The 17,468-nt window shown below is 64.9% G+C and carries 17 protein-coding genes and 1 tRNA gene; 10 read left to right on the top strand and 8 right to left on the bottom strand.

Annotated features, from left to right (window positions below; translation table 11 throughout):
• Positions 1-17: 17 nt before the first annotated feature.
• On the top strand, positions 18-3,788 hold the full coding sequence (locus tag BLS91_RS14980) for an ATP-binding protein (RefSeq protein WP_092341567.1): 3,771 nt from the start codon (positions 18-20) through the stop codon (positions 3,786-3,788).
• Positions 3,785-4,003: a hypothetical protein gene (locus BLS91_RS14985; RefSeq protein ID WP_092341568.1), complete on the top strand. Its 219-nt coding sequence runs from the start codon at positions 3,785-3,787 to the stop codon at positions 4,001-4,003. The genes BLS91_RS14980 and BLS91_RS14985 overlap by 4 nt, the downstream gene beginning before the upstream one ends.
• Here the strand turns inward: BLS91_RS14985 and mscL are convergent, their stop codons facing one another.
• The 3 genes from mscL to BLS91_RS15000 form a co-directional block, all read right to left on the bottom strand.
• Positions 4,004-4,489, bottom strand: coding sequence for a large conductance mechanosensitive channel protein MscL (gene mscL / locus BLS91_RS14990; protein ID WP_233206106.1), 486 nt, complete (start codon positions 4,487-4,489; stop codon positions 4,004-4,006). It abuts the gene before it with no gap.
• Positions 4,490-4,493: 4 nt separating this feature from the next.
• Positions 4,494-4,844: an FmdB family zinc ribbon protein gene (locus tag BLS91_RS14995; protein WP_092341570.1), complete on the bottom strand. Its 351-nt coding sequence runs from the start codon at positions 4,842-4,844 to the stop codon at positions 4,494-4,496.
• Between the two features lie 107 nt (positions 4,845-4,951).
• The gene (locus tag BLS91_RS15000; protein ID WP_092341571.1) at positions 4,952-5,530 is read right to left on the bottom strand and encodes a 5-formyltetrahydrofolate cyclo-ligase; all 579 of its coding nucleotides are present in this window, start codon (positions 5,528-5,530) and stop codon (positions 4,952-4,954) included.
• 34 nt (positions 5,531-5,564) lie between these two features.
• Here BLS91_RS15000 and galU point away from each other — a divergent pair, with 34 nt between their 5' ends.
• The 4 genes from galU (at position 5,565) to BLS91_RS15020 (ending at position 8,369) form a co-directional block, all read left to right on the top strand.
• Positions 5,565-6,458 carry a UTP--glucose-1-phosphate uridylyltransferase GalU gene (gene galU, locus BLS91_RS15005; protein ID WP_092341572.1) on the top strand — a complete coding sequence of 298 codons (894 nt, stop codon included), beginning with the start codon at positions 5,565-5,567 and terminating at the stop codon, positions 6,456-6,458.
• 40 nt (positions 6,459-6,498) lie between these two features.
• Positions 6,499-7,158: a GNAT family N-acetyltransferase gene (locus BLS91_RS15010; protein ID WP_092341573.1), complete on the top strand. Its 660-nt coding sequence runs from the start codon at positions 6,499-6,501 to the stop codon at positions 7,156-7,158.
• Positions 7,159-7,263: 105 nt separating this feature from the next.
• Positions 7,264-8,193, top strand: a complete 930-nt coding sequence (locus BLS91_RS15015; protein ID WP_092341574.1) for a hypothetical protein — start codon at positions 7,264-7,266, stop codon at positions 8,191-8,193.
• Between the two features lie 100 nt (positions 8,194-8,293).
• Positions 8,294-8,369: transfer RNA gene (locus BLS91_RS15020), tRNA-Ala, on the top strand.
• A gap of 118 nt (positions 8,370-8,487) precedes the next feature.
• Here BLS91_RS15020 and BLS91_RS15025 read toward each other — a convergent pair.
• Positions 8,488-9,360, bottom strand: coding sequence for an IclR family transcriptional regulator (locus tag BLS91_RS15025; protein WP_092341629.1), 873 nt, complete (start codon positions 9,358-9,360; stop codon positions 8,488-8,490).
• A gap of 167 nt (positions 9,361-9,527) precedes the next feature.
• Here BLS91_RS15025 and BLS91_RS15030 point away from each other — a divergent pair, with 167 nt between their 5' ends.
• On the top strand, positions 9,528-10,244 hold the full coding sequence (locus BLS91_RS15030; protein ID WP_092341575.1) for a CoA transferase subunit A: 717 nt from the start codon (positions 9,528-9,530) through the stop codon (positions 10,242-10,244).
• Positions 10,245-10,255: 11 nt separating this feature from the next.
• Complete coding sequence (locus tag BLS91_RS15035; protein WP_092341630.1) at positions 10,256-10,903, top strand: CoA transferase subunit B; 648 nt, start codon at positions 10,256-10,258, stop codon at positions 10,901-10,903.
• A gap of 50 nt (positions 10,904-10,953) precedes the next feature.
• Here BLS91_RS15035 and BLS91_RS20000 read toward each other — a convergent pair whose 3' ends face one another.
• The 4 genes from BLS91_RS20000 to BLS91_RS15050 form a co-directional block, all read right to left on the bottom strand.
• A complete protein-coding gene (locus BLS91_RS20000) occupies positions 10,954-11,124 on the bottom strand; it encodes a hypothetical protein (RefSeq protein ID WP_158252848.1) in 171 nt (56 codons plus the stop codon).
• Positions 11,105-12,091 carry a trypsin-like serine peptidase gene (locus tag BLS91_RS15040; protein WP_233197442.1) on the bottom strand — a complete coding sequence of 329 codons (987 nt, stop codon included), beginning with the start codon at positions 12,089-12,091 and terminating at the stop codon, positions 11,105-11,107. The genes BLS91_RS20000 and BLS91_RS15040 overlap by 20 nt, the downstream gene beginning before the upstream one ends.
• 177 nt (positions 12,092-12,268) lie before the next feature.
• The gene (locus BLS91_RS20005; protein ID WP_092341576.1) at positions 12,269-14,512 is read right to left on the bottom strand and encodes a hypothetical protein; all 2,244 of its coding nucleotides are present in this window, start codon (positions 14,510-14,512) and stop codon (positions 12,269-12,271) included.
• A gap of 32 nt (positions 14,513-14,544) precedes the next feature.
• Positions 14,545-14,961: a DUF6855 family protein gene (locus BLS91_RS15050; protein WP_174774995.1), complete on the bottom strand. Its 417-nt coding sequence runs from the start codon at positions 14,959-14,961 to the stop codon at positions 14,545-14,547.
• 327 nt (positions 14,962-15,288) lie between these two features.
• Here BLS91_RS15050 and BLS91_RS15055 point away from each other — a divergent pair, with 327 nt between their 5' ends.
• A complete protein-coding gene (locus tag BLS91_RS15055; RefSeq protein ID WP_092341577.1) occupies positions 15,289-16,101 on the top strand; it encodes an IclR family transcriptional regulator in 813 nt (270 codons plus the stop codon).
• A 115-nt stretch (positions 16,102-16,216) separates the two neighbouring features.
• Positions 16,217-17,398: a 4-hydroxybenzoate 3-monooxygenase gene (locus BLS91_RS15060; RefSeq protein WP_092341578.1), complete on the top strand. Its 1,182-nt coding sequence runs from the start codon at positions 16,217-16,219 to the stop codon at positions 17,396-17,398.
• The last annotated feature ends 70 nt before the right edge of the window (positions 17,399-17,468 follow it).

Consider the following 17,468-nt stretch of genomic DNA (forward strand, 5'->3'; position numbering starts at 1 on the left):
CCAATTAGGGTATCCCTGTGTGGCACCTCGATAGAAAACAAGACGACGACGACGTGCTTTCCAAGTACCTGGACGTCGTTCCCGTCGACCCTCAAAACGTGACGAGTCCACACAACCTCAGTCTGGGCGATCCGGCGTTCACCGCCGGTAACATCGCCGAGCCGGTCTGGCAGCGCTGGCGCGACGAACTCGCCGCGCTCGGCGGCCGCTCCCCGCTGCTGCACTTCACCGATGAAGCCCGCACCCGCATCGAGCTGAGCGCCACGCATCCCGGCGGTCTGCCGCAGTTCATCATCGGCAAGACCACCCTGCTGTCCAACCTCATTCGCGATGAGCTTGCGCTGCGTAACGCCCGCCTGGCCGCGAACGAGATCACGCAGAAGGGCATCGAACTGCGCTCCATGCGCGGCCTCGAATCGGTCAATCTCGCCATCGGCCTCGCCGAATGGCGCTATCAGGATGTGGACTACAGCGCCCCGGTGCTGCTGCGCCCCCTCGCCATTCGCCGCTACGGCCGCGACTACGAACTCAAGCTCAAGGGCCAGCCCTTTCTCAACCCGGAACTCGCCCGTGCCCTGAAGGACCAGTTTCAGATCGTGCTCGACGCCGACGCTTTTGTGGCGCTCGCCGTGACTAACGGCGCGTTCAAACCGCAACCGGTCATCGACCGTCTGCGCGGGTTGACCTCACACCTGCCCTGGTTCAACGTCGTGCCGCGCCTAGTGGTCTCAAGCTTCGCCGACGTGGGGCGGGCGCTGGCCGCCGACGCGTCGAACCTTGACCATCCGCTGCTCGACGCCGTGGCCGGCAACAAGACCGCCCGCCGCAACATCGAGACGGCGTACAACCCGGTGGTTCCGATCGGACAGGATGCCAGGCCGCCGGCCACCGACACGCTGCTCGGCGACGCCGACTCCGAGCAGGAGAACGTTGTCGCGCAGATCGCGGCCGGCAACTCCCTCGTCGTGAAAACCTTGCCCGGTACCGGCGGCACTCAGACCATCGTCAACGCGATCGGCTCGCTCGTGGCCCAGCACAAGCGGGTGCTCGTGGTGAGCGCCCGCCGTTCGAGCCTCGACGGCATCCACGGCCGCCTCGTGCAGGTGGGCCTGCCCGGCATCGCCGTGACCCCGCGCACCCTGCGCCGCGACCTGATCCAATCGATCACCCGCAATGAGAAGGCCGCCCAGCCGCGCGTCGGCGACGTCGACGACGCCCTTGTGCGCCTCCGCAAGGTGCTGCTCGACTACCGGTCGGCGCTCACCCGCCGCGACTCGGCCCTCGGAGTCTCCGTGCTCGACGCGCTCGGTGAACTGGCCCGCTTGGCCCAGCTGCCCGAGCCGCCGTCGACCACCGCCCGCCTCGACCGCCAGGCCCTCGAACTGCTCGCCCATTCCCGGTCAGCCGCTGCCAACACCCTGATCAAGGCCGCCGTGCTCGGCGAGTTCCGCTACGGTCCCGGCGACTCGCCCTGGTACGGTGCCTCGTTCACCTCCACAGCGGATGCCTCCAACAGCCACCAGCTCGCCAAACGCATCAACCAGATCGAACTGCCGCGTTTGCTTGAACGGGCCAACGGCCTCATCGGCCAGACCCGGCTGCGCCCGTTCGAGACCATCAACGAGCTCGGCATCTACCTGCGCCTGCTGCTGGATATTCGCGAAACGCTCGACAAGTTTCAGCCCGGGGTTTACGACCGGTCGCTCACCGAGCTGATCGCCGCCACCTCGTCGCGCCGCGAATCGTCGGAGATGAGTTCGGCCAGCCGCAGAAGGCTGCGTAAGCTCGCCGAGGAATACCAGCGCCCCGGCGTGCGGGTCAACGACATGAACGAGAGCCTCCGCCGCATCCAAAGCCAGCGCACGCTCTGGCAGCGCTATGCCGCCGCCGGTGTCACGCCCGAGGTGCCGGTCGGCATCAACGATGTGCACGTCGCTTTTCAGCGAGTCTCCGAAGACCTCGGTCTGCTCGACGTTCCGCTCGGCACGATTGGCACGACGCGCGCTCTCACCGGGCGCCAAATCAATGAGCTCGTGTCGATGATTTCCGGCCTCGCCGCCGAGAGCGAGGTGCTCGCGAACCTGCATGAGCGCACCGCACTGCTGGCAACGCTGCGCGAGCACAACCTCGACCCGCTGATGACCGATTTGTCCCAGCGACATGTCTCGGAGGAGAACGTCGCCGCCGAGCTCGAGCTGGCCTGGTGGCAGTCCGTGCTCGAGATCATGCTCGCGAGCGACCGGGCGTTGCTCGGCGCCAACACTGCGGTATTGGACCGCCTCGAGGCCGATTTCAAACTCGTCGACGAGGCGCACGCATCCGCTACCGGCAAGCTTTTGGCCTGGCTGCTCGCCGAAACGTGGAAGATCGGCGTCGTCGACTTTCCCGAGGAAGCCGACCAGCTGCGCCGCCTGCTGCGCGCCGACCGCGCCACCCCGGCCCGGCTGAACGAAGTTGCCCCGCACCTCGGCCGCGTCCTCGCCCCGGTCTGGCTGGCCTCGCCGTATGAGATCGCCGGCATCAGCGACCAGATCACCTTCGACACCGTGCTGCTCGTCGACGCCGGCGCCACAACCCTCGCCGAAAACGTCGGCGCGATTCGCCGCGGCCGCCAGATCGTGGCGTTCGGCGACCCGGTCACCCAGACCCCGTCGGCCTTCGAGACCGGTATCGCCGGCTCAGGGGAGACGGCCGCGCCCGAGGTCTCGGTGGACGCCCTGCACGCCGACTCCGCCCTGGCCCGCCTCGGCGAACTGCTGCCGACCCTCACCCTGACCCGCAGCTACCGGGCCGGCGGCGAAGACCTCGCCGAACTCGTCAACCACCGTTTCTACGGCGGACGCATCGACTCCCTGCCCTGGGCCGGCAGTTTTCTCGGCCACGGCAGCCTCACCATCAACTATGTGGCCGGCGGCCGCGGCATGCCCGACGCCGACAGCGGTGCCATCGAGAGCGTCGACGCCGAGGTTGTCAAGGTCGTCGACCTCGTGCTCGACCACGCGTCAAAGCGCCCGCGCGAATCGCTCATGGTGATCACCGCGAGCACCCGGCACGCCGTGCGCGTGCAGCAGGCCGTGCTCGCCGCGTTCGCCAAGCGCACCGACCTCTCGGACTTCATTTTGAAGGACCGCAGCGAACCGTTCACCGTGCTCACCCTCGAGCAGGCCGTCGCGCAAAGCCGCGACCGGGTGATCTTCTCGATCGGCTACGGCCGCACCCCGCACGGTCGCCTGTTGTCGAACTTCGGTTCGCTCGGCGAGCCCGGCGGCGAACGCCTGCTCGCGATCGGCATGACCCGCGCCCGCCGCGCGCTCGACATCGTCTCGTGCTTCCGCCCGGCCGACATCGACGAGGACCGCCAGCGCCACGGCATCCTCGCCCTGTCCCAGGTGCTCAGCGAAACTGAAGCGCGGCGCGACGAGGTGCAGGTGCCCGACGCGAGCGAGGCAATGCTGGTCGACCTCGGCGGCCGCCTCGAAAAGCTCGGCCTCACCGTGCGCCTCGGCCACCGCGGCAAGCTCGCCCTCGCCGCGTCCTACGGCACCCGCGCGATCGTCGTCGAAACGGATGCCGTCGTCGGCCGCGCCAGCCTGCGCGAGTCCCTGCGGCTGCGCCCCGAAGTGCTGCGACGCCTCGGCTGGCACTACCTGCGCGTGCACAGCTTCGAGCTGTTCAGTAACCCCGACGCCGTTGCCGCGCGCGTCGCTGCGATCGCCGGTATGCCCAAAACGGATGCCGCTCCCTTTTCGACCGGCGACCCGATCGCTCCGAAGCGGCCTGGCGCGTGAATGCTTCTGACGGTGTGCCGCCTCTCGGAACGGCTCGTCAGCCGATCGTGAAGGCCGCAGGCAAGGCTCGGCGCGCCAAGCTGCTGCCGGCACCGGACACCGACCCCAACCCGCACCCGCCCGTGCTGCGCGAAGAGGGCGGCGTCGCGCACACCGGAAGTGCGCCCAGCGCCAACGAGTCGCAACTGCGGCAGGATCGCCCGCCGCACTGGTAGTTAGTGCTTGGGGCCCTGGTCAGCGGCGGCGTTCTTGGCCAGAAGATCACGGATCTCCGTGAGCAGGTCGAGCTCGGTGGTGGGGTCCACGACGACGGCCGCGGGAATACCCGCGTTGCGGCGGCGGTCCTGCGACTCCTTCAGCTTGTTGAGCGGCAGCACGAAGACGAAATACACCACGGCAGCGATCAGTACGAAGTTGATGATCGCTGCGATGACCGCTCCGAGCATAAGCGTCGGCGGATTCTCGCCGGAGCGCAACGGAATCGGCAGGGCTTCGGCGAGGGTCGCGGCATCGAATAGCGCGGCGATCAGTGGGTTGAAGATGTTAACGACGATGGCGGTAACCACGGCGGTGAACGCCGTGCCGATGACGACCGCGACGGCGAGGTCGATGACGTTGCCGCGCATGATGAATTCTTTGAAACCGTTGATCACGGGGTGCTCCAATCGAATGACTTGGGAGACCGTCTTTGTCAGCGCCATCTACCTAAGACGCCTTCGCGGCCGGAACGGAGGAGGACGATGTCGACGACTTGGCGGGCGTGCTGTCGGGCTTCTTCTCGGATTTCTTCTCGGCCGGCTTACTCGCCGACGAGTCGGACGTGTCGGCAGACTTCTCGGCCGGCTTGCGATCGAGGTTGGGATTGGACCGCTTCGAGTCCGACTTGGAGTCGTTGCTGTAGAAACCGGAGCCGCTGAAGGTCACGCCGATCGAGGAGAACACCTTGCGCAGCTTTCCCTGGCAGGTCGGGCACACCGTGAGCGAGTGGTCGGTGAAGGCCTGCTGGATATCGAAGGCGGTGTCGCACTCGGTGCAACGGTAAGAGTAGGTAGGCACTGCATCTCCAGCTGGTTGAGCCGACAGGCAAACGCCTGCCAGTACTAAGGTTATGCGCGCCCAAGGGCCCGCACGTTCAGAATGCGCGTCATGAGCGGTAAAAACGGTCAGAAAGCGATGATTCTGGTCGGCGTTACGAGGCCGTTGACCGGCTGATCGTGCACCTCGCGAGGAACTTCCTGCAGATATTCACTGTCGAACACCACGGCGTAGACCGGCGGGCACTTCTCCATCGATCCGAGGGTCTTGTCGAAGTAGCCGCGACCCCAGCCCATGCGCAGTCCGTCCTCACCGACGGCCGCCGCCGGAACGATGATGAGGTCGACATCGTTGATGGCGATCGGGCCGAGCAGGGTTCCGACGGCTTCTGGCACCCCCGAAATGCCGGTGAATTCTTCCTCACCGTCGCCGACGGTCCAATCGAGCAGGCCGTCTTCGCGTGAAATCGGAAACAGAATCCGGATGCCTTCTGCCGTGGCCCAGTTGAGAAAAGGTCGAGTATCTGGCTCGTTGCGAGCTGATAAATAACAGGAGATCGACCGCGCCGACAGGTCGAGCACGAGGCTTTGCAGGTTTTCGGTGAAGCCGGCCGTGGCGGCCTCGCGTTCCGAGGAGGTCATGTTCTGGCGGCGTTCGCGCAATTCCGCTCTCAGCGCACGCTTGTAATGACCTGTGTCGGAGTCCATATAAGGCATCCTACTTGCCACTAACCTAGTGCCCATGGGTACCCCGATAACTAAAGCCGTCATTCCCGCAGCTGGACTCGGAACACGCTTCCTCCCAGCGACCAAGGCCATGCCGAAGGAGATGTTGCCGGTCGTTGACAAGCCGGCGATTCAATATGTCGTCGAAGAAGCCGTCGCGGCCGGCCTCAGCGACGTACTGATGGTTACCGGTCGCAACAAGAATGCCCTGGAAAACCACTTCGACCGCATGACCGAACTTGAGGCCATGCTCGAACGCAAGGGCGACCAGACCCGGCTCGCCAAGGTGCGCGAATCCAACGAACTCGCCGACATCCACTATGTGCGTCAGGGCGACCCGCGCGGACTCGGCCACGCCGTGCTGCGCTCGCGCATGCACGTGGGCAACGAGCCCTTCGCGGTGCTGCTCGGTGACGACATCATCGACGCCCGCGACCCGCTGCTGACCCGCATGCTCGAGGAACAGGTCAAGCGCGGTGCCAGCATCGTGGCTCTGCTCGAGGTGGACCCCTCGCAGATTCATATGTATGGCGCGGCCGCGGTCGAGTCCACCGACGATCCCGACGTCGTGCGCATCACCGGCCTGGTCGAAAAGCCGAGCGCCGCCGATGCCCCCTCGAACCTCGCCATCATCGGTCGCTACGTGCTGCGCCCCGAAGTCTTCGATATTCTGGAACACACGGCGCCCGGCAAGGGCAACGAGATTCAGCTCACCGACGCCCTGCAGGAGATGGCCGTCAACCCCGAGTCGACCGGCGGCGTATATGGCCTGATCTTTCGCGGTCGGCGCTATGACACCGGCGATCGGCTCGATTACATCAAGGCCATTGTGCAACTCGCCGTCGATCGTGAAGATCTCGGTGCCGACCTGAAACCGTGGCTGCGCGAATTCGTCGCCACGCTCGACTAAATCATCACCCAGCTTCCATTCCAGAACAGACAGGCGAACCGTGCCGATCGCAATTCCGACCCTTCGTGAGGGCGCCGTCACCCTGCGCCCCATCCGCTTGCGCGATGCGCGCACCCTCGAGGGCGAATTGCTGGCCAACCGGTCGTGGCTGCGCAAGTGGGAGGCGACCAATCCGTACGCGCCGATGTCCTTCGACACGCGGGCGAGTATCCGTAGTCTGTTGACGCACTCACGGTCGGGCCACGGTCTGCCGTTCATCGTGGAGCAGGACGGTGAACTGGCTGGCCAGCTCAACGTCTCGTCGATCACTTGGGGATCGCTGTCGTCGGCGACGATCGGATACTGGGTGAGCGAGAAATTCGCTGGCCAGTCGGTTACTCCCACGGCCGTGGCCCTCGCCACCGATTACTGCTTCTACCAGCTCGGCCTGCATCGCATGGAAATCTGCATCCGCCCCGAGAACAAGGCCAGCCTGCGCGTCGTCGAGAAACTCGGCTTTCGGTACGAGGGACTGCGCCGCCGCTATATCCACATCAACGGCGACTGGCGCGATCACTTTTGCTTCGGTCTGGTCGCCGAGGAACTCGGCCAGGGCGTCATGCGTCGCTGGCAGGATGGCCTGGTGCCAGCGGATGCCGCGAGCGTCACCACGGCAGATCTCGAGTCGGCCGCGCATCCGGTGCGTGTCATCACCCGATGACGGTGAAGAATTTCCCTGTTCGGGGGCAGGATCAGTGCATTAAGTTGGGTGACACACCGAGAGTAATCCTCGGCGGATGCGCCCGCGCCTCTTACCGTTGTCAACATGAGTAGTGAGGCATTGGGCGGCGGGGTCATGGTGGCGGTGGCTGCCGTGCTCTGGGTTGCCTATCTGATGCCCACCTGGTCGCGGCGCAAGCAGTATCAGGCGACCGAACGAAATGCGGTGCGATTGCAGCAGACACTGCGTATTCTGGCGGAAACAGCCGAGGTTCCTCAGCAAGTGCGGCTTGAGGCGACGGCTCGCACCGTGGCTGAGCAGCAGCGGGTTCTGGCCCGGGTCGAGCAGTCCGAACGGGTTGAAGCGCAGGCGGTAGCGGATGCTGCTCGCGACGTTCGCCGCGCAGCCGCCGCTGTGGCCGCCGCAGCCACACCGCGCCTGCCGGAGTCGCCGGTGAAGAAACTCCGCCGGCTTCGACGCTTTCGCGGCTTGGTGTCGACGATTCTGCTGGCCGGCCTCGTGCTGGCTGGATCAGGAATCGCGCCCGCTCTGGCGGGTTCGTTCACCGCGCTGGTCAGCGGCGGAGTCGTCATGGTCGCCGCGTTCGGCATCCTGGGCCGCCTGGCCACGGTCGCCCGCTCTGCCCGCATCGTGCGGCTGGAAGCCCCGGTTGAGCTGCCAGTGCTGATCGGCCAGACCTTTGAACCCGTTCAGCTCGAAGAGACTCCGGTCGCCGCAGCCACTTGGACGCCCCAGCCGCTGCCACGCGCGCTGCACCTGTCGCGCGGATCCATCGCGCAGACGGCGATGGCATCCGTTGAAGCGGCCAATCAGCTGCGCAAGGCTGCCGCCGAAGCGGAGGTAGCCCGCCGCGCCGCCGCGCTCGCCGAGGAAGCCAACCGGGCGGTCACGCCCTTGGTGCGCCCCGAGCCTGCCGCGGTGCCGAGTCGATTCGCGTCGATGGGTATCGTCGGTGAGACGGAGCCGGGCATGACCGACCTCGACGCCGTACTGCGTCGCCGTCGCGCGGTTTAGTTCGCCGCACTCGGGCGCCAGGCGCGGTCTCGAAATCGTGCCTCACGCTTGAAAGCGGTGAAACTGTCGCCCAGCCCGTGATATTCTTCAAAGGCAGTTTGGGGCTTTGGCGCAGTTGGTAGCGCGTCTCGTTCGCAATGAGAAGGTCAGGAGTTCGAATCTCCTAAGCTCCACCACACTGTAAGAAAAGTCCCGGCTTCGGTCGGGACTTTTCTCGTTCCCCGACCAGATTGCTGCCCGCTGCGGGTGGAGGGCCGGGCGAATGGGGCAGATTCCGTCGTCTCGCGTCGTTGGCTAGGTGAGTGGGGGCCGCTGCAGGATCTGGGTGACGCGGCTGGCCTCGTCGAGCAGCAGCTGGCCGAGCACCTTCTGCCGTTCGGGCTTGAACCGTGGCTCGATTCCGGTGAGTGAGAGCGCCCAGCCCGGTCGTCCGCTGCGGTCGAAGATCGCTGCGCCCATGCCCCAGCTGCCCTCCAGAATGAGTCCGGGGTTGACCGCGTAACCGGTGACCCGGGTGCGTTCCAGATTGGCGCGGATGCTCGCGGGTGAATGCTGGGCGCCCCAGCGAGCCGCGATGGTCTCGGTTTCGCCGAGACCAGTGTCGGCGAGGAGGGCATCCACTTCGGCATCGGGCAGGTAGGCCAGAATCGCCATTCCAGCGGATGCGACCCCCAACGGAAAGCGCACCCCCTCGTGCAGCACGAAGGAGCGTATGGGGAAGCTGCCCTCCTCGCGGAGCAGGCAGACGGTTTCAGCGCCGCGCCGGATGGAGAGGAACGCGCTTTCGCCGGTCTCCTCGGCGAGGCGAACGAGACTCGGTCGGGCGAGCTCTTCAATCGGGTAGCAGGCGGCGGCGACCGTTCCCATGACAAAGACCTCTGGTCCGTAGTGCCAGGTGTGCCGCACGGCGTCATGGTCGAGCAGCCCCTCGGCGGCGAGCGAGGTGAGCAGTCGGTGCACCGTGGGCCGGGTCAGGCCGGAGTCCCGCACGATCTCGGCCAGGGGAGTGCCCGAAGGGTTTCGTCCGACCAGGCGCAACAATAGGGCAATTCGCGCCACGACCTGAGCGCCCTGCACGGGCTGGGCCAGCGGTGGCTGCTGGGCCGGGCATGGTGGCTGCGTTGTGTGGGCCTTCCGAGGCTCGCGGGCGGGCGACTGACCAGTCATATCGACTCCTTTGTCCATAATGTGGATGATTAGCAGCCTACTGTTCATGGGGTGGATTCTCATAAAACTAGCAATTGACAGGGCCTGCTGCGCCTGAATACCATGACGTTACGTGCCGATGTCCATAAGATGGACTCCACAGGATCATCACTCAACGAGGAGACAGCATGTCTAAGGTTCAGGCCAGCGCGAGCGAGGCGCTGCAGGATGTACTGCGCGACGGGATGGTGCTCGCGGTCGGCGGATTCGGCCTCAGCGGAATTCCGGCCGATCTCATCGACGCGGTGCGGGCATCCGGTGTGAAAGATCTCACCGTCGTCTCGAACAACATGGGCGTTGACGGCAAGGGGCTGGGCGTGCTGCTCGAAGCCGGCCAGGTTCGCAAGGTCATCGCCTCGTATGTGGGTGAGAACAAGCTGTTCGCCGAGCAGTTTCTGGCCGGCGTACTCGAGGTGGAGTTCAGCCCTCAGGGCACCCTCGCCGAGCGGCTGCGGGCTGGCGGCGCGGGTATTCCCGCGTTCTATACCAAGACCGGTGTCGGCACGTTGATCGCCGAGGGCAAGCCGCTCGCCGACTTCGACGGCGAAACCTACCTGCAGGAACGCGGCATCGTCGCCGACGTCGCGCTGGTGAAAGCCTGGCGCGCCGACACCCTCGGCAACCTCGAGTACCGCTTCACTGCCCGCAATTTCAACCCGGTCGTCGCGACCGCGGGGCTCGTCACCATCGCCGAGGCGGAGCTGATCGTCGAGCCAGGAGACATCGACCCGAACCACGTGATCACCCCCGGGGTGTACGTGCAGCGCCTGATCCAGGCCTCGGCGCGGGTCAAAGACATCGAACAGCGCACCGTGCGCAGCCGGCCCGTGCTGGCATCCGCTTAAGGAGAATGACCATGGCTTGGACCAGAGACGAAATGGCCGCGATCGCGGCGCAGGAACTGAGCGACGGCGACTACGTGAACCTCGGGATCGGCATTCCGACGCTCGTGGCCAACAACCTGCCCGAGGGAATCCACGTGACCCTGCAGAGCGAGAATGGCCTGCTCGGCATGGGGCCGTTCCCCTTCGAGGGCGAGGAAGATGCCGACCTGATCAACGCCGGCAAGCAGACCGTCACGGTGCTGCCCGGGGCGTCGATCTTCGACTCGGCGACGTCGTTCGGCATGATCCGCGGCGGCCACGTGAAGGTCGCCATTCTCGGCGCCATGCAGGTCTCCGGGCTTGGCGACCTCGCCAACTGGACCATCCCGGGCAAGATGGTCAAGGGGATGGGCGGCGCAATGGATCTCGTGGCCGGCACCCCGCGGGTGGTGGTGCTCACCGAGCACGTCGCCAAAGACGGCACGCCGAAGATCGTCACCGAGTGCACCCTGCCGCTGACCGGCGTGCGCGTCGTGGACCGTATCATCAGCGACACCGCCGTCTTCGACGTCACGCCGACCGGCCTCGTGTTGCGGCAGCGAGCCCCGGGCGTGAGCTTGCAGGACATCGAGGACACTACCGAGGCCGCGTTTACGGTTGAGGAACTGGCTCCGGTCTAGTCGCCAAATCTGAAGGCCCCGCTCAGGTTCTGGGCGGGGCCTTCAGATATTCAGGATTCCGGTTCGTCGGTGTCCTGTTCGCGCGACCCGTCTGGGTTCAGGCGGATGCTGCGCGGCCGGGCCGCGCGCATCCGCTCGTCGTTCCAATCGTCAGTCTCGGGGTCGAGCTTTTGGCGGGCCACGTCGGCTGCGTCGCTCGGATCAAGCGGATGCTGCGACATAGGTATTCTCGATGACCGAGCCCCAGTACGGGCCGAACATGGTGTTGGCGATGTTGTTGTAGCCGAAGCTGTTGACTGAGTTTTGCAGGCCGCTGGAGCCGTTGCCGATCATCCACGGGCCGCCAGAGGAGCCGCCGGTCATGTCGCACGGGATTCCCTGTGACTGGCTCTGGCCGTAGGGGTCGGCGCTGGCGGTGCCGTAGCAGGACTGCAGGGTCTCGCCGGTGAAGGGCGGGGCCGCCGGGTAACCGTAGGCGGTGTAGGTGAGGCCGCGGCTCTGGTTGAACGTGACGCCCGAGGCTCCGACGCTGTCGCTCAGCGAGGTTCCGGTGGGCGAGGCGACGATGGCGAAGCCGGTGTCATAGCTGATATCGCCGTTATTGCTCCACTGGGTGGGAGCGTAGAGCTCGGTGGCATTCCACTGGCCGAACGGTGCCGAGCCGTTCTCGTAGGCCGGCACGAAGATGAGGCGTGAGGCGAAGTTGCCGGGACCTTCATTGACGCAGTGCCCGGCAGTGACGACGGTGTTCTCGTTCGCGGCCGAGATGGAGTTGCCGGAACAAACGTAGTCGGTGCCGCCGAGGGTGAAGAAGATCTTGCCGATGTGCGAGATGGGGGAGACCTGGGTGGCCGTGGGCGACTGGTCGGGGTCGGCCTGCTGCGGGGCCACGAGCGAGGTGGCTCCGGCTGCGACGGCGCCGATCATGCCGGCCGCGACGTTGTCCTGCACCAGTACTTCGCCGGGGATGGCGGACTGCATGCGCTCGGCGGTCCAGTAGTCGCCGCCCTGTTGAGTCTGCGGAACGACCCAACGGTCGACATCCGCAGACGTTGACGTGGTCGTAGTCAGTGACCCCGGCGCGATGGCGGCTGAGGCTGCGCCGGCCGACAGAAAACCGCCGGTACCGACTAACGTGCCGATCAGGAGCGCCGAGAGGGCGCCGGTCTTAACTTTGCTTCGCATCATGTGCTTCACTCCAGTTATCGATCGCATCCCGCGGACTGTATTGCCGTAGGTATTAATACAATATTGAGGAGTGCACTCCCTGTCTACCCTTTATGGGTCACACCCATTAGGGGGGGCTTCCGGATGAAGTAGAGAGGCGGGAGCGCTTCGGCCTCCGCAACGCCAATGGCGACTGCCTCAGCGTGGGAGTCGGCCCGGTGTGCCGTCGTTCGCAGCGATGGTCGTGACGGACTTCGCTCGAGCCGTGAACTTTGGAAAGGCGCGGCTGAGCCGACTCAGCCATCGAGGCACGATTTCGAACCGCTCCATCGCCCAAATTACACGAGTGGCCAACCAGAACCAGATGAAGGCTACCGGTGCGGTGAGGAATGGCGCGAGGGTCGGCCACCGCCAGATTTGGCCGGCGAGAAACCCCAGCCAGATCATCGTGCCGCAGACCAGCACCCATACAAAAAGTGCGCCCAAGATCCAGATCGGTGCGCGCGCCGCGAGGGACTGGCGGGACTGCACCAAGGCAGCGTTCACTTCGCGGTTGCGTACCGACAAAATATCCGCTTGCCGCCCCGACTGCTCCTGGGTCTCCGGTGAGTCGGGCCGTGACCGCGCATAGGTCGACCGGGGAACGGCCTCTGCGATGCGGTCGATCACGAGTGGTGCGACCTGCTCGGCGATGGAGAGGGCATGCGATACGCGAGTTATGACATCAGTCTCGGACGGGTTCGACCGGTTCTGCGCGTATTCTTGACGTAGCGCCATGAGGCCCTTCGCCGTGCGATCGAGGAGTTCGATTGCGTCCGGGCGCGCCGTGACGGCCGCGACAACGCCGAGAACCACACTTGTCGTGCCTTCCAGACTCATCCAGAGGCCGTCCCGTTCACTTGTCGCTGCGCAGCCGATAAGTCGCGTGACGACAGCGTGCAAGTCGTCTTTGTTGCCATCGAGATGCAACCCCAGCTTTAGAAAACCGATCCAGTCCAACAACCTGATGGCCAACGGAGCGTCAAGGTCGTCATCGTCGATTTTGTCGATCGACTTGAACATGTCGTCCATCGGCGTACGGTCGATAGCGGTCCGACACGCGGATATCAGCGCACCCGTGCCAGGGTCATCTGGTGCCAGAGTGGCGAGAAGGCCCTGGGCGCTGTGCAATATTCTGGGCGATGCCGCAACGCTCGTGAGTATCTGAACCGTTGCCAGTACCGACGTCATGGTCATGCCCGGATAGACCAGTGAGGTGAGGCGTGCACTGAATAGCGGGTCGGTTTGCGGGTTCCAGACGTTCCCCAAACCAGGAAACAGACCGCAGAAGTAGCTCGCGGCCAGTATTTGGTTTCGGAGCGGGAAAATATCCGTGCACGTCTTGACACCGTCGACATCACTGTCGAGATTTGAGAAGAAGTTCCGCGCGAATTCCAGGCGCCGACTCCCGATCAGGCCGGAGAAAAACGTCACATCGTTATCTATTGTAGCGGCGGCGGAAAGAACTACTCCTCCCGCCTTGGCGGATTCCAGCCAAGCCGGCGATATCGCTTGGGGACGAAGAACGTCACCGACGAGATGTAGGGCCGGCCGAGTGATGAGCCACTCCGTCGTCGGGCCGGTTCGGCGATTATCGGTCGGGCCGGTCTCCGGATCTACAAGATAGGACGTGCCGAGCTGGGAGAGAGCCGGAGCCAGCGGGGACGGTGCATCGTCATCGTGTCCCGACCACACCACACACTGAGGACTTCCTGTTGCGATGAATTGGGCGATGTTACGAAGCAGGTCCTGAGCTCGATGCCAATCAAGCGGGAGTGCACACGCCACGACTCGCCAATCAAATGAATCCGAGCTCCGACTGAGGAGCACATCTCCGGTCGCGCCGCGCAGGACAGCTTGAAATCCTTCCATCTCGCTCAGGTCGACGGCCATCCAGGACACTTTGGACTGCAGTTGTCCCGTCGTCGCAAGTCCCGCATCGAAGTCAGCCACAAACTCCGGATAGTTGAGCAGGGGGTCTTCGGCGCGAACGCTGGCGGATGCATTCGTCGGTGTGAGCTTTCCGACTTGCGCTGCCGCGTACCGGAGAACAGTTCCATTCGGCATGTCCAAGGGTAGGGCGCCGGCACCATATTGGTGCAAGACGGCCAGCCCATGCCCCGCGTTCAAGAACTTGACGATCTCTTCGCGATGTCCGCTGACCGCTTTGGCGACGAGCCCATCGGCATGTCGCAGAGAGTTCGAAGCGAAAAAGAGCGCGGCAACGTCGGAATCGGCAAGGCCATCGAGGAGGCTCTCGACTTGAGAGTCGCGAAAGATTTCGACATCGATCGGAGAATTACCGACGCGAACATTTACGCAGGCCTGTCGGATCGCCTCGCCGTCATCTGAGTGAAATTGCCGTGTCGATTCGAGGCCGTCAACAATAATTGCAATACGCATACTGTTGACATTACTTGTAGCGGTACAGCCCCTCAGAGCGCGCGCATCCGGTTATTGCGCGGGTTGTGCTCGACCTCGGCAAGGCCGAGGGCTTCGAGCAGCGGCGGCACGTACATCCCGAACCGAACGCGAAACCCGTTCTTCAGGCCGTACCAGCCGCCGACCGGGTTGCTCTCTGCGCGGCCCCAGGCCTCGACGGTGTCGGGCTTGGCCTTCTTCTTCTCGTCGGCGGCGCCCAGCTCGACCCAATCACCGTTCTGTTTGAGCATGGCGTGCAGGTCCTCAATGCAGCTCAGTCGATAGGAGAGCGTAGTGGACCCGACCTTGCAGATGAGCGCCGGGGGAGTCGCCGCCTCGTCGCGATACATGAGGTACTCCGACGACCCGGGCGGAGTGCGCAGCACCCACGGGTCGTCCTTGCTGCCGGTTCCGATGCTCGTGTCGGTCATGACTGTCTCCTCGATTTTGGACCTCAATCGGTTCATCGTGGCCTGTCGTGGGCCGAATTGCCACGCAACGAGTGCATTGGGCAGGCGTGTCTGCTCTTCGCCCGGCATAACTCCTGCAATTTCTGTAGCGCTCCGCAGACTTCCGTGTGATTGCGGGCTGGGATTCTGGCGAACGTGCAAATTGCAGGAGTTCTGTGCGCAGCGGTGGAGCGGATGCCGGCAGCCAGGCCGGCCGCGCGGCGCACAACGGGTGGAGCGGATGCCGGTGGCCACCGACGGGTTCCATTCAGTGGAAGTTCTTGGTGCATAGCTGTAGCGTGGCGGGTAATGAGTGGAAAACCTGCACAAAGGCTAGCGAGCGGAGGCGGCGCGGCCGTCGACGATCGTTCCGTCGCGGCGCGACTCTTCGCCATCCTCGACGCCTTCGCCACGCCCGCCGGGGCGACGTCCTTCACACTCTCCCTCACGGCGATCGCCCAACGCGCCGGCCTTCCCCTCTCGACCACTCATCGGCTGGTCGCGGAGTGGGTCGGCTGGGGCGGCCTGACCCGCCAGGACAATGGCCAGTATTCGCTCGGCATGAAGTTGTGGGAGCTGGGCGTGCAGACTCCGACGGCCCGCAACCTGCGCACGATCGCGCTGCCCTATCTGGAAGACCTCTACGAGACGACGCGGGAACACGTGCACCTCGCCATTCTTGACGGGCGAGATGCCCTCTATTTGGAGAAGCTATCCGGGCACCACGCTGTTCGCCTGACCTCACGGGTGGGTGCGCGTCTGCCGCTGCACTCCACCGGGGTTGGCCTCGTGCTCCTGGCACACGCTCCAACCGATGTCGTGCAGGACTATCTGGCAACGAGTCTGGAGCGCTTTCTTCCCGGCACGGTGACAGAGCCGGACGCCGTGCGCCGACGACTGGCCGAGATTCGTCTGACCGGCGTGGCCCGCATGTCCGAGGAGATGACGCTGGGCTCCAGTTCGATTGCCGCTCCGATCCGGGATCGGACCGGGCTGGTCGTGGCCGCCGTGTCGATCGTGATCCGCACCACTGACACCGCCAACCCCGAGCAGGAGCGGGCCGTGCGCGTTGCCGCGCAGGGTGTCAGCCGTGCCCTCGGCTACCGGCGTGCCCAGCAGTAGCCACCCAAAGCCCATCGACAACTCAACTTTCACTGAGCGGAATACGTCCAGCAGCGTCTGGCCCAGACCGGCACACTGATCGCAACACCCCCTGTCATCGTCGCTAGGAGAACCCGTGCCCCACGAAACAACCCGCGTCGCTATCATCGGCGCCGGTCCAGCCGGACTTCTCCTGAGCTGGGCCCTGCGTGATGCCGGCATCGACTCGATCGTCGTCGAAAACCGCTCGCAGGACTACGTGCAGGGGCGCATCCGCGCCGGCGTGCTGGAACAGGGCTCGGTCGAGACCCTGACCCGCCTCGGGCTGGGTGACCGCCTCGCATCCGAGGGCCTGCAGCACGACGGAATCTTTCTGCAATATGCCGGTGAGCGACACAATGTGAACTTCAACGAGCTGATCGGCCGCACAGTCACCGTCTACGGCCAGCAGCAGGTCGTGAAAGACCTCGTCACAGCCCACGAGCAGGCCGGATCGACGATCTACTACGAAGCCTCCGATGTGGCCGTCGACTCGCTCACCACGAAGAACCCGAGCGTGACCTTCGTACACGATGGCGAAGCGCACACCATCGACGCCGACTTCGTGGTGGGTGCCGACGGATTTCACGGCATCTGCCGCGCGTCGATCCCTGCCGAAGAAATCACCCTGTTCGACCGCAGCTACCCCTACGCCTGGCTTGGCATTCTCGCTGACGTGGCACCGTCCTCGGACGAACTCGTCTACGCGCTGCACGAAGATGGTTTCGCGATGCTCTCGATGCGCTCGCCGGTCGTCTCCCGGCTGTACCTGCAGGTCGATCCGGCCGACGATATCAAGAACTGGTCGGACGACCGCATCTGGGAAGCTCTGCAGACCCGGCTCGGCACGCCCGGCTGGACCCTGAACCAAGGCCCGATCACCGACAAATCGATCACCCCGATGCGCAGCTTCGTGGCGTCGCGGCTCGCCTACGGCAACCTGTTTCTAGTCGGCGACGCCGGCCACATCGTGCCGCCGACCGGCGCGAAGGGCCTCAACTCGGCCATCTCCGACGTCACCCAGCTCGCCGGGGCGCTCACCGCCTTCTACGCCCAAGACGAGACGCTGCTCGGTCGGTACAGCGAGACCGCGCTGGCCCGGCAGTGGCGGGTGCAACAGTTCTCCCGCTGGATGACCGAGATGCTGCACACCAGCCCCGGCGATCTGCAGACCGGCGCGTTCGATTACCGCAGCCAGCTCGGCCAGCTCGACTACGTCACCCACTCGCCGCTCGCCCAGTGCATGCTCGCCGAGCAGTACACCGGCCTCCTGCTTTAATCTTGCCCCTGCTCGGACCGCGAGACGCCTGCTCTTGGTCACATTCGAGTCGAACCTTGCCCGGGGCCTT

The sequence above is a fragment of the Cryobacterium flavum genome (assembly GCF_900103805.1).
Taxonomy (GTDB): domain Bacteria; phylum Actinomycetota; class Actinomycetes; order Actinomycetales; family Microbacteriaceae; genus Cryobacterium; species Cryobacterium flavum.

What these genes read in the sequence shown, in the direction of transcription:
- BLS91_RS15040 (WP_233197442.1), bottom strand. Translation starts at nt 12,091, where the DNA reads ATGATGCGAAGCAAAGTTAAGACCGGCGCCCTCTCGGCGCTCCTGATC.
- BLS91_RS15030 (WP_092341575.1), top strand. Translation starts at nt 9,528, where the DNA reads ATGTCTAAGGTTCAGGCCAGCGCGAGCGAGGCGCTGCAGGATGTACTG.
- galU (WP_092341572.1), top strand. Translation starts at nt 5,565, where the DNA reads ATGGGTACCCCGATAACTAAAGCCGTCATTCCCGCAGCTGGACTCGGA.
- BLS91_RS15050 (WP_174774995.1), bottom strand. Translation starts at nt 14,961, where the DNA reads ATGACCGACACGAGCATCGGAACCGGCAGCAAGGACGACCCGTGGGTG.
- BLS91_RS15035 (WP_092341630.1), top strand. Translation starts at nt 10,256, where the DNA reads ATGGCTTGGACCAGAGACGAAATGGCCGCGATCGCGGCGCAGGAACTG.
- BLS91_RS15025 (WP_092341629.1), bottom strand. Translation starts at nt 9,360, where the DNA reads ATGACTGGTCAGTCGCCCGCCCGCGAGCCTCGGAAGGCCCACACAACG.
- BLS91_RS15055 (WP_092341577.1), top strand. Translation starts at nt 15,289, where the DNA reads ATGAGTGGAAAACCTGCACAAAGGCTAGCGAGCGGAGGCGGCGCGGCC.
- BLS91_RS20005 (WP_092341576.1), bottom strand. Translation starts at nt 14,512, where the DNA reads ATGCGTATTGCAATTATTGTTGACGGCCTCGAATCGACACGGCAATTT.
- mscL (WP_233206106.1), bottom strand. Translation starts at nt 4,489, where the DNA reads ATGGCGCTGACAAAGACGGTCTCCCAAGTCATTCGATTGGAGCACCCC.
- BLS91_RS15000 (WP_092341571.1), bottom strand. Translation starts at nt 5,530, where the DNA reads ATGGACTCCGACACAGGTCATTACAAGCGTGCGCTGAGAGCGGAATTG.
- BLS91_RS15015 (WP_092341574.1), top strand. Translation starts at nt 7,264, where the DNA reads ATGAGTAGTGAGGCATTGGGCGGCGGGGTCATGGTGGCGGTGGCTGCC.
- BLS91_RS20000 (WP_158252848.1), bottom strand. Translation starts at nt 11,124, where the DNA reads ATGTCGCAGCATCCGCTTGATCCGAGCGACGCAGCCGACGTGGCCCGC.